Origin of the sequence: Marinobacter sp. R17 (genome assembly GCF_003789045.1) — a bacterium.
Taxonomy (GTDB): domain Bacteria; phylum Pseudomonadota; class Gammaproteobacteria; order Pseudomonadales; family Oleiphilaceae; genus Marinobacter_A; species Marinobacter_A mangrovi.
On sequence record NZ_RHGZ01000005.1, the window covers coordinates 34,586 to 46,540 of the forward strand.

Here is an 11,955-nt window from a genome sequence, read left to right on the forward strand (position 1 = left end):
GTTATGGGCAATCACCATGACAGCATCGCCCTGGATTGGGTTAGGGGCGAAATTCAGGACACCCTGAAACAGGGTCAGCAGGCATTGGAAGCCTATGTCGACAATCGTGACGACACGGCACGCCTGCGTTTTTGCCTGAACTATCTCCATCAGGTGCACGGCACCCTGCAGATGGTCGAACTCTATGGTGCGGCCCTGCTCACCGAAGAGATGGAAAAGCTGGCCCAGGCCGTCCTCAACGACGCTACCAGCAACGTCGATGAAGCCATCGAAGTCCTGATGCAGGCGATCCTGCAGCTGCCGCAGTACCTGGAGCACCTGGACAGCAACCGCGATGATTTCCCGCTGGCGCTGTTGCCGCTGCTCAATGACCTGCGCGCCGCCCGCGGCGAAGCCCTGCTTTCCGATACCTCGCTGTTCAAGCCGGACCTGTCGGCGGCGGACTTCCGGGCCAACCCGGCGGCCACCCAGCGTCTGCAGGATCCGAAGGTCCTGGGCCACGTGCGCAAGCTGCGCCAGATGTTCCAGTTTGCGCTGGTTGGCATCATCCGCGAAGCCGAATTGGACTCCCACTTCGACTACATGGACAAGGTGATCCAGCGGGTCATCAAGCTGTGCCAGGGCACCCCCCGCGGTGAACTCTGGCAGGCTGCCGGTGGTTTCCTGGACACGCTCAAGAGCCGGCACAACCCGATCAACTCCGCCGCCAAATCCCTGCTGCGCCAGCTGGATGCGGAACTCAAGCGCTTGCTGGACGAGCACGGCGACATCCTGCAGCAACCGGTGCCCGAGGCGCTGTTCAAGCATCTGCTGTACTACGTCGCCCGTGCCGACGACCTGGGCATGCCCCGGGTCAACGACCTGCGCAGCCGCTATAAGCTGGCGGACGCCCTGCCCTCCGACGAATCCGTGGACGATGCCCGCCAGCGGGTCTCCGGACCGGGTCGCGAGGCCATCCAATCCGTGGTCAGCGCCCTCAACGAGGAACTGGCCCGCCTGAAGGACCAGCTCGACCTGTTTGTGCGTGCCGAATTCCGCCAGAACAGCGAACTGGAAGAATTGCTGCCGGGCCTGCAACAGGTGGCCAACACCCTGGCCGTCCTGGGTCTGGGCATCCCGCGCCGGGTGGTCACCGAGCAGATCGAAATCGTCCAGCGCCTCAGCCACGATGACGAGCCGGCCGACGATGGCATCCTGATGGACATCGCCGGCGCCCTGCTCTATGTCGAAGCCACCCTGGCCGGACTTGAAAAAGAACGTCAGACCCATTCCGAAGACACCGGCGACGCCGTCCAGTACGGCACCCAGGAACTGAACGATGCGAACCGGGCGCTGCTGCGCGAGTCCCGCAATTCGCTGGAACAGGTCAAGACCGCCATCGTCAATTTCATTGCCGCCCAATGGGACCGGCGTGAAATCGAGCATGTCCCGGGCCTGCTGCACAGCATCCGCGGCGGCCTGCAACTGATCCCGCTGGAGCGTGTCGGCGACATGCTCGCGTCCGCCGAGCGCTACGTCACCGATGTCCTGCTGGACGGGCAGCGCGTCCCGGACTGGCAGCAGCTGGACACCCTGGCGGACATGGTGACCAGTATCGAATACTACCTGGAGCGCCTGGCGGAAGGCATTGAGGACAACGAAAGTGTCCTCAAGATCGCCGAAGACAGCCTGCGCAGCCTGGGCTTCCCGGTGGGCGAAGAACCCACCTGGAACAACGAGCCGGCCGTCACATCCGCCGAGCCAGAACCGGCGCCGGCCACCTCCGGACCCGACGTCCCGAAAACCTCCGACGCCGACCTGGTGGACGACGAAATCCTCGAAATCTTCATCGAGGAAGCCGAGGAAGTCCTGGCTACCATCCGCGATTTCTACCCGCGTCTGCGTCAGGATCACGACGATCGCGAAGCGCTCACAGAAGTCCGTCGCGCGTTCCATACCCTCAAGGGCAGCGGTCGACTGGTGGGCGCCACCAGCATTGGCGAACTGGCCTGGGCGGTGGAGAACCTGCTCAACCGCGTGATCGACCAGAGTGTACGGCCTACGGAAGAACTGTTTGCCCTGGTGGATACCGCCATCGATCGCATTCCGGGCCTGATCGCCGAGTTCCGTGACGGCAGCGCCGATGGCGACGTCAGCGATCTGATTGCCCAGGCCGACGCTCTGGCCACCACCCGCAAGACCGGCCCGGACAGCGAAACCACCGCTGAACCGGCAGCCGACGCCGCCGAACCGGTCGCCGAGAGCGCGCCGGAAGCGACGAACGACGACACCGTCGAATCCGCCGCGCCATCACAGGACGACGGGATCGACGACGACCTGATCGATGACGAAATCCTCGAGATCTTCATCGAGGAAGCGGGCGAGGTGCTGGAGACCATCCGCGAATACCTGCCCATGCTGCTGCGCCAGTTTGACGATCGGACCGCGCTGGCCGAAGTTCGCCGGGCATTCCATACGCTCAAGGGCAGTGGCCGCATGGTGGGCGCCAGCGCCGTCGGCGAGCTCGCCTGGGCGGTGGAGAACATGCTCAACCGGGTGATCGACGGCAGCGTGTTCATGAACGACGACATCGCCCGCCTGCTGGACGACGTGGTTGGCGTGATTCCGGCCCTGGTCAGCGATTTTGAGGCCCGCCGCCCAGCGTCGCTGGACACTTCATCGCTGGAAGCCCGGGCGACCGCGCTGGCCAACGGCGAGATCCTGGAATCCAGCCGCATGCCGGAAGACGGCGACAGCGCCGGATTCGAGCCGGATGCAGCAGCGGTCGAGGCCGCCCCTGGAGACCGGCAAGAACAGGCGGAAGACGATGACGCCGGCGACGAACAGCTGGTGGACCCGGTCCTGCTGGACATCTTCGAGAGCGAAACCGAAACCCATCTGCAGGCGCTCAAACAATTCCTGACGGAGGCCGAAGGCCGCGAAACCACCGCCTACACCGATGGCCTGTCCCGCGCCCTGCATACCCTGAAAGGCTCGGCCCACACCGCCGGCATCGAGCCGCTGGCGACCATCATCTCGCCGCTGGAAAAATTCGTGAAAACGGCCCGCGCCGAGAACCATCGCGCCGATCGCGACGTGATGGCCCTGTTGGCCGATGCCTGCGACTTCATCGGGCGTGGCCTGGGGCAGATCCGCTCTGCGCCGCAGCAACCGCTGGCAGGCACGGAGGCGTTCCTCGAACGCCTGGATATGCTCGCTACCCGCACCCTGTCGTCCAATCCGGTCAGCACCGAAAATGCGGAAGCCGAACACCGCCCGGACCCGCAGCTCATCCAGCTGTTCCTGAACGAAGGCCTGGATATCCTGCTGGACGCCGACTCCATCCTGGACGCCTGGGCCGCCGCACCCGGCGAGAACGAGCAGCTCGACAAGCTGGTGCTGGAACTGCGCCAGCTGGCCCGCGGCGCCGATGTGGCCGGCCTGGCCGATGTGTCTGAACTGGCGGACCGGCTCGAGCGGACCTATGCCGCCGTGTTCGACGCCAAGGCCCAGCCGGACAGCGAGTTCTTCAGCGTTGCCCGCGCCGGCCATGAAGCCCTCATCAACATGATGGACCAGGTGGCCGCCGGTCTGGCGACCAAGCCAGACGACGACCTGCTTGGCAAACTGCAGGCCCAGCTCGACCAATTCCGCGAACAGGCCGACTCCAGCTTCGCCCAGGATCTGGAGGACATCGACAACAGCTTCGAGGAAGACCTGGAGCTGCCGACCCTGGACATCGAAGCCGACGAACCCGGCGCCGCCGAGGTCGAAACACCGGAAGCCGACGACGGTCTCGACCCCGAGCTGGTCGAGATCTTCCTGGAGGAAGCCCGCGACCTGATCGAAGGCACCGGCGAACGCCTGCAACAATGGACCGAGCAGCCGTCCGACACCGAATTGCTGCGCCACCTGCAGCGCGACCTGCACACCCTCAAGGGCGGCGCGCGCCTGGCCGACATCAGTGCCATCGGCGACCTGTCCCACGAGCTGGAAACCCTGTTTGAAGGCTTGACCGACAACCGGCTCAGCACCCGCGAGGACCTCGAAGACCTCCTGCTGCGCAGCCACGACCGGCTCGCCGCCATGGTGGACGCGATCAGTACCGGTGACCAGCCACGCCCGGCGCCGGACCTGATCCAGGAGATCCAGGCCTACATCAGTCAGCATGCGGGCGGCAGTGATGCCACCTCGTTCGACGCCGAATCCGAAGATGAGATCGAGCTTGAGCTGCCGCAACTGGATGTCGCCGAAGAGGACGAGTCCGGCACACCGGATGCGACCGAGACGGACGACGCCGAGCCGGTGGCGCGCACCGGCGCGCTGCAGAACCTGGATCCGGAACTGGCGGAAATCTTCCTTGAGGAAGCCGGCGACATCATTGATACCACCGCCGAGCAGCTGCACCAGTGGCAGGGCAATCCCGACCAGCCGGAACTGGTCAAGGAACTCCAGCGCGAACTGCACACCCTCAAGGGCGGCGCCCGCATGGCGGAAATCGCGCCCGTGGCCGATATTGCCCATGAAATGGAGACGCTGTTCGAGCGCATCGTCGAAGGCCGCCTGAAAGCCACGCCGGAGCGTACCGATGTCGCCCTGCGCGCCCACGATCAACTGGCGACGATGGTGGACGCCATTGCCGAAGCCGGACAGTGTCCGGAAGCGCCGGACGTTCTGGACGCCCTGAAAGCCGCCCTGACCGACGCGCCGGCCGCTACACCGGTTGACGAAAAAGCCACCGAATCGCCGGAAGACGAGCCGGCAGCGCCTGAAGCCGAAGCCGAAGCCGAAGCCGAAGCCGAAGCCGAAGCCGAAGCCGAAGCCGAAGCCGAAGCCGAAGCCGAAGCCGAAGAAAGTGTGTTCGACGACGCCCTCCTGGTGGAAGCCATGGACCAGGCCGCCGCGGACGACGACGCCGGCGATGCCGAGGACCTCGACCAGGAGCTGGTCAGCATCTTCCTGGAAGAGGCTTACGACCTGGTCAACTCCACCGCCAGCACCCTGCACAGCTGGACCGAAGATCCCAGCAACACCAAGCTGGCTGGCGAACTGCAACGCGACGTGCATACCCTCAAGGGCGGCGCACGCATGGCCGGTGTCGATGCCATCGGCGATCTGACCCACGTGCTGGAGGACCTATTCGAGCGCGTCGCTGAAGGCCGCCTGGACGCCACGTCCGACATGACCGACCTGCTGTTTGCCTGCCACGACCGGCTGGCGCAGATGGTGGAGCAAGTGGCCGCGCAGAAACCCTGCGAGCCGGCCACCGCACTGATCGAGCGCGTCGAAGCCATCCTCTCGGGCCGGGCCGACACGGACACACCGGCTGAAGACAGCGCGCCGGTCGATTTGCCGCCCGTGGAGGTGGACGAGACGCCTGCCGAGCCGACCGCAGCCGACAGCGAGCCGCTGGATCGGGACGACGACCTGATCGGCATCTTCCTGGACGAAGGCGTGGAGATCCACGACGCCATCAAGGAATGCCTGGCGCAATGGCGCGAAGAGCCGGAAGCCCTGGCCAGCATGACGTCGCTGCTGCAGGAGCTGCACACCCTCAAGGGCGGTGCCCGACTGGCTGATGTCGACCCCATCGCGGACCTGGCGGAAACCTGGTACGAGCGCCTGGAATCGACGCTGGCCGATGCCGCCGACGGTGCCGCCGCGCTGGCCCTCAGTGAGAAGGCCTCAGCTCAGTTGGCGCAGATGCTGCGCGATATCGAGGAAGGCCGTACGCCGGTGGCCGACGCCGAGTTGATCGAGGCGCTGGCTCAAGGCGTCACGCCAGTAGATGACGCCCCGGTAACGGAGGAGAACGAGCCTGCCCAGCCTGAAAGCGTCGATCCGGAAGTCCTGGAAATCTTCCTGGAAGAAGCGGGCGAACTGCTCGACCAGATCGAAAACCTGCTGGAAGACTGGCGCAAGGAGCCGTCCAGCGACCACTTCAACCGCGAGCTGCAACGGGCCCTGCACACCCTCAAGGGCGGCGCACGCCTGGCGCAACTGGTTGAGCTGGGTGACCAGGCCCACGCCTTCGAAACCCGCCTGATCGACCTGGGCGGCAACGAACCCGACAGCGCCACCTGGAACGCCATTACCCGGGATCACGACACCCTGACCGACATGGTGGGTGAGATCCGCAAACGCTATGAAGACGCCGGTGCCGGCCCGGTCACCCTGCCGAGCAGTCCGGAGACCAAGGCAGACACCCCGGATGAGGCCGCGCCTCCAGCGGAGCCATCCGCCGAAGCCGCAGCGGACGCCAAACCGGAGCCACAGGCCAAGCCACAACCCAAGCCGCCGGCCAAAAAGGCCCGGAACCGCAAGGCGGACCCGGCCCGTGCCGCGCAGGAAACCATCCGCGTCAACGCCCCGCTGCTGGACGAGCTGGTCAACCTGGCCGGTGAAACCAGTATCACCCGTAGCCGTCTGGAGCAGCAGTCCAGTGACTTCGGCCACACGCTGGACGAGATGGCCGCGACCATCGAACGTCTGCGCGAACAGCTGCGCCGGATGGACATCGAGACCGAAGCCCAGATCCTGTTCCGCGCCGAAAAAGAGCACGGTCCGGACTACGGCGAAGACTTCGACCCGCTGGAGATGGACCGCTACTCCTCCATCCAGCAGCTGTCCCGGGCCCTGAGTGAATCGGCCTCGGATTTGGCGGACCTGCGCGAAACCATGTCCGACCGGACCCGCGACACCGAAACCCTGCTGGTCCAGCAGTCCCGGATCAACACCGAGCTGCAGGAAGGCCTGATGAAAACGCGGATGAACCCGTTCGCGTCCATGGTGCCGCGCCTGCGCCGGATCGTTCGCCAGATCAGCGGCGAGCTGGGCAAGAAGGTGGAGTTTGACGTCCGCAACGCCGAAGGCGAAATGGACCGCAACATCCTCGAGCGGATGGTGGCGCCGCTGGAGCACATGCTGCGCAACGCCCTCGACCACGGCATCGAAACACCGGAAGACCGCCGCAAGGCCGGCAAGCCGGAAACCGGCGAAATCATCCTGTCGCTGACCCGAGAAGGCGGTGAAGTGGTGCTGCGGATGATGGACGACGGCGCCGGCATCCGCACCTCGGCGGTTCGCGAAAAGGCCATCAAGCAGGGCCTGCTGCGCGAAGACGAGGATCTGTCGGACCGGGAGGTCCTGCAGTTCATCCTGCAGCCGGGCTTCTCCACCGCCGCCCAGGTCACGCAGATCTCCGGCCGCGGTGTGGGCATGGACGTGGTGGCCAGCGAGATCAAACAGCTTGGCGGCAGCCTGGACATCGACTCGATGTTGGGCCAGGGCACCACCTTCACCGTGCGCCTGCCGTTCACGGTCTCGGTCAACCGCGCCCTGATGGTCTCCACCGGTGAGGACTTCTACGCCATCCCGCTCAATACCATCGAGGGGATCGTGCGGGTCAGCACCTACGAGCTGGAAGAGTATTACAAGCCGGATGCGCCGCTGTACGAATACGCCGGCCAGGAATACCGCCTGCAGTACCTGGGCGGCCTGCTGCACAGCGAGCACCATCCCAAGCTGCAGGGACAGGCCCTGCCGCTGCCGGTCATCCTGGTGCGCGGGGCTGAACAACCCATGGCGCTGCAGGTGGACAGCCTGATGGGCAGCCGGGAAATCGTGGTCAAGTCCCTCGGCCCGCAGTTCTCGTCCGTACGGGGCGTCTCCGGTGCCACCATTCTGGGTGACGGTAACGTGGTCGTGATCCTCGACCTGCCGGCGATGATCCGCTCCGACATGCTGTCCGAGCGCCAGCGCCTGGCGGATCTGGAAGCGGCTCAGGCCCAGGCCCGCCGCGAGGACCGCGAGACCCTGGTCATGGTGGTGGACGACTCGGTCACCGTGCGCAAGGTCACCTCGCGCCTGCTGGAACGGAACGGCATGGAGGTCATCACCGCGAAGGACGGCCTGGACGCTGTGGCCCAACTGCAGGATCACCGCCCGGACATCATCCTGCTGGATATCGAGATGCCGCGGATGGACGGTTTCGAAGTGGCCAGCTTCGTGCGCCACGACGACAGCCTGCGCGACACGCCCATTTGCATGATCACCTCGCGAACCGGACAGAAACACCGGGAGCGGGCCCTGGCGCTGGGCGTCAACGAGTATCTGGGCAAGCCGTTCCAGGAAACCCAGCTGCTTGACACCATTGAGCGCCTGACCGGGAATCAGTGATGACCCGCGAGGTGCTGCCGCCGGGCGTGGCTATCGTATCCGATAGCCCGCTCCAGCGGCGCCGACTGCAGGACGCCGTCGGAAAATTCGGCCTGGACAGCCGCTTTACCGGAGACCCGGATCGCCTGCTGGCGCAGCCGGCGATCCCGGACGTTGAACTCTGGCTGGTGACGCTCGAAGACGAAGCCGATCATCCCACGCTGTTCGATTTCCTGCTGGAGAATACCGAGGCGCCGATCCTGTTCGGTGTGGACGAGGCTCCGGCACCGGGCACGACCGAGGCCTTTCGCTGGGAACGGCGCCTGCTGGATAAACTGGAACAGCAGCTAGGCGAGCTGGAACAGCTGGACAGCGCCACGACATTAGAGGCGCTGGATCATCCGGAAGAGCCGGTAACCCGACGGGAGCGGCCAGCCTGGATTCCCGCCGGCAAGACGGACGAGCCGGCCGAGGAGATCTGGATTCTGGGAGCATCACTGGGCGGTCCGGCCGCGGTGAAAACGTTCCTCGACAACCTGCCGCCGGGGCTGCCGGTCGGCTTTGTCTATGCCCAGCACATCGATGGTCATTTTACCGAGGTGCTGACCCGGGTGCTGGGGCGCCACGCGGACTACAGCCTGCGCCGGGCCGAAACCGGCTATCGGGTACGTAACGGCGACGTGGTGCTGCTGCCGGTGGAAAACGAGTGGTATCTGGACGACAGCGGCCGCCTGCAGGAAAAAGCGACGCCGTGGCCCGGTCCCTATGGACCGTCCATTGACCAGGTACTGCTCAATGTGGCCGACCATTACCGCGACCGCTGCCATGCTATCCTGTTTTCCGGCATGGGCAACGATGGCGCCATTGCGGCCCCGCTGCTGCACGCCTACGGTAGCCGCATCTGGGTCCAGAACAGTGAAAGCTGTGGCAACAGCTCGATGCCGGACTCGATCCGGGCCACGGGCTGCACCAGTTTCGTCGGCGATCCGGCGCAACTGGCCCGAAAACTGACGCAAACCCTTGAAGAAGCCTGTTTGCTCAAGCGCAAGCAGGATCGCGATTCCGCCTGAGGACGACACCATGGCCGACAATTCCCAAGTCCTTCCCTGCGTACTGATTCCGGTGACGGACCGTCAGTTGCTGCTGCCCAACGTTTCCATCGCCGAAATCGTCGACTATGCCGAGCCGGAAGCGGCCGATGGCGGCCCCGAGTGGCTGATCGGCTACCTCAACTGGCGCGGCCTGCGCCTGCCGGTAATCTCCTACGACGCGGCCAACGGCGGCCAGGGCGCCCGCCCGGATGGCGCCCGCGGACGGATTGCGGTGCTCAACACCATCAGCGACAGCCACCAGGCGATGCCGTTCCTGGCCATGGTGACCCAGGGGATTCCCAGCCAGACCAAGCTGGCCGAGCCCGAGATTCAGCAGGTGGAAGGCGACACCGGTCCGGCGGACCTGATGGTGGTGGATGTCGAAGGCCACACGGCCTATATCCCCAATCTCGAATACCTGGAATCCCTCGCCGCCAAATCCTTCGCGGCCTGACCCAGGCGCTGCGATCGATACGGACCTCGTCCGACCGGGCAATGCGATGTTATAATGTTTCATCCATTGACCGATCGGACGCACCATGTCACAGACACCGCTGCCCTACCGCCCGCATAACCACCGGGCCTGCGTGGATCAGGCCCTGGCCGATGCCCATCGCATCTGCAACGACGCCAAGGCCCGCCTGACCCCGACCCGCGAGCGGGTGCTGGAACTGATCTGGCAATCCCATAAACCGCTCGGCGCCTACGACCTGCTCGGCGCGCTGGCCCAGGACGGCCACAACGCCGCGCCGCCCACCGTCTATCGAGCCCTCGACTTTCTCCAGCAGCACGGGCTGGTGCACCGGATCGCGTCCCTGAACGCGTTCGTCGGCTGCGCCCACGCGGGGCATCGCCATACCGGTTTTTTCCTGATCTGCCGGGCCTGCCGCAACGTCCTGGAGCTGTCGGCGCCGCACGTTGCCGAAGCGGTGGACCAAGCAGCGCAGGATGAAGGGTTCGCGGCCGAAGACACCACCCTGGAAATTGCCGGACTGTGTCCCGCCTGTCAGCAGGAGGGCGACCATGAGTGAGGCGCTGGTCACGCTGGACGATGTCAGTGTGCGCCTGGGCGGCCAGAACATCGTCGATCACGTGCGGTTGACCGTCAGCCGCGGCGATATCATTACCGTCATCGGCCCCAATGGCGCCGGCAAGACCACGCTGATCAAGGCCATCCTGGGGCTGCAGGCCATCAGCGGCGGCCGCATCCGGCGCACGCCGGGCCTGCGTCTGGGGTACGTGCCCCAGCACATCCATTTCCAGCCGACACTGCCGCTGACGGTGAAGCGCTTCATGGCGCTGACCGGGGCCGCGCCCGCGGAGTGCCGGGCGGCGCTGGAACGGACTGCGGTCCATCATCTCTATGACTCGTCCATTCATCACCTGTCCGGCGGTGAAACCCAGCGTGTGCTGATCGCCCGGGCGCTGGTCCGCCAGCCTGACCTGCTGGTGCTGGACGAGCCGGCCCAGGGCGTCGACGTCAACGGTCAGGCCGAGCTGTACGAGCTGATCCGTGAACTGCGGGACAGCCTTCACTGCGGCGTCATCATGATTTCCCACGACCTGCACCTGGTGATGGCGGCCACCGACAAGGTGCTGTGCCTGAACCAGCACGTCTGCTGCAGCGGTTATCCGGAGCAGATCTCCCACGATCCCGCGTTCGTGGAGCTGTTCGGCCGTCACGTGGCGGACAGCGTCGCCATCTACCATCACCACCACAACCATGACCACAACCTGCACGGCGATGTGGTGGATAACGCCCCGACGGAGACCTGCCACGATCATGCCTCTCATTGACGCCCTGCTCGACGATTTCTTCTGGCGCGCGCTGATCGGCGGCCTGGGTGTGGCGCTGGTGGCCGGTCCACTGGGCTGCTTCGTGGTGTGGCGGCGGATGGCCTACTTCGGCGACACCCTGGCCCACTCGGCACTGCTGGGCGTGGCCCTGGGCACGCTGCTGCAGATCCAGCTCAGCCTGGGCATCGCGGTGGTCTGCATCGGGCTGGCGCTGTTGTTAGTGGTTCTGTCCCGCAATCGCAGCCTGGCCACGGACACGCTGCTGGGCATCCTCGCCCACAGTGCCCTGGCCATCGGCCTGGTGACCCTAAGCTTCATGCCGGACGTGCGGCTGGACCTGACCGGCTACCTGTTCGGCGACCTACTGGCCATCAGCCGCATGGATGTGGCCTGGATCTACGGCGGCGCCGCCGTTGTGCTGGCCCTGCTGGCCTGGCTCTGGCGCGGCCTGCTGATGAGCACCATCCATGAGGAGCTGGCCAAGGCCGAGGGCCTGCCGGTGGAACGGTTACGCCTGGGCCTGATGCTGATGTTCTCGCTGGTGATTGCGGTGGCGATGAAGATCGTCGGCGTGTTGCTGATCACCGCGCTGCTGATCATTCCCGCCGCCACCGCCCGGCGCCTGGCCAGCAGCCCGGAGCGGATGGTGGGCCTGGCCATTGTCGGCGGCGTGATCGCCGTCGGTGGCGGCCTGTCGATGTCCTGGTTTCTCGACAGTCCGGCGGGCCCGTCCATCGTGGTGTCGGCCTTCCTGCTGTTCCTGTTGGTCTACGGACTGGTCCGCGAGCAGCGTCACGGATAACCGACTGATCCGGCGACAGATCCGCCCGATTCGCCGCCGTTAACCGCCAAAGCGGCCACATTCCGGCGACGTACCCGGTAGCGACACTGGACGCCAACGCCCCGGCCCACCTAAAGTTAAGGGGTCCCT

6 protein-coding genes are annotated in these 11,955 nt (G+C 65.5%); all 6 read left to right on the forward strand.

All coding sequences use genetic code 11. From position 1 onward, the window contains the following. Positions 1-3 precede the first annotated feature (3 nt). Positions 4-8,157 carry an Hpt domain-containing protein gene (locus EB809_RS05315; RefSeq protein WP_123633786.1) on the forward strand — a complete coding sequence of 2,718 codons (8,154 nt, stop codon included), beginning with the start codon at positions 4-6 and terminating at the stop codon, positions 8,155-8,157. Continuing rightward, positions 8,157-9,206, forward strand: a complete 1,050-nt coding sequence (locus EB809_RS05320; protein ID WP_123633787.1) for a chemotaxis protein CheB — start codon at positions 8,157-8,159, stop codon at positions 9,204-9,206. Before EB809_RS05315 ends, EB809_RS05320 begins: the two co-directional genes overlap by 1 nt. Positions 9,207-9,216: 10 nt before the next feature. Then, positions 9,217-9,681, forward strand: coding sequence for a chemotaxis protein CheW (locus tag EB809_RS05325; protein WP_123633788.1), 465 nt, complete (start codon positions 9,217-9,219; stop codon positions 9,679-9,681). A gap of 85 nt (positions 9,682-9,766) precedes the next feature. Continuing rightward, on the forward strand, positions 9,767-10,258 hold the full coding sequence (locus EB809_RS05330; RefSeq protein WP_123633789.1) for a Fur family transcriptional regulator: 492 nt from the start codon (positions 9,767-9,769) through the stop codon (positions 10,256-10,258). Then, positions 10,251-11,024, forward strand: coding sequence for a zinc ABC transporter ATP-binding protein ZnuC (znuC, locus tag EB809_RS05335; protein ID WP_123633790.1), 774 nt, complete (start codon positions 10,251-10,253; stop codon positions 11,022-11,024). The genes EB809_RS05330 and znuC overlap by 8 nt, the downstream gene beginning before the upstream one ends. Next, complete coding sequence (gene znuB, locus EB809_RS05340) at positions 11,011-11,826, forward strand: zinc ABC transporter permease subunit ZnuB (protein ID WP_123633791.1); 816 nt, start codon at positions 11,011-11,013, stop codon at positions 11,824-11,826. The genes znuC and znuB overlap by 14 nt, the downstream gene beginning before the upstream one ends. Positions 11,827-11,955: the final 129 nt, after the last annotated feature.

What these genes read in the sequence shown, in the direction of transcription:
- EB809_RS05315 (WP_123633786.1), top strand. Translation starts at nt 4, where the DNA reads ATGGGCAATCACCATGACAGCATCGCCCTGGATTGGGTTAGGGGCGAA.
- EB809_RS05320 (WP_123633787.1), top strand. Translation starts at nt 8,157, where the DNA reads ATGACCCGCGAGGTGCTGCCGCCGGGCGTGGCTATCGTATCCGATAGC.
- EB809_RS05325 (WP_123633788.1), top strand. Translation starts at nt 9,217, where the DNA reads ATGGCCGACAATTCCCAAGTCCTTCCCTGCGTACTGATTCCGGTGACG.
- EB809_RS05330 (WP_123633789.1), top strand. Translation starts at nt 9,767, where the DNA reads ATGTCACAGACACCGCTGCCCTACCGCCCGCATAACCACCGGGCCTGC.
- znuC (WP_123633790.1), top strand. Translation starts at nt 10,251, where the DNA reads ATGAGTGAGGCGCTGGTCACGCTGGACGATGTCAGTGTGCGCCTGGGC.
- znuB (WP_123633791.1), top strand. Translation starts at nt 11,011, where the DNA reads ATGCCTCTCATTGACGCCCTGCTCGACGATTTCTTCTGGCGCGCGCTG.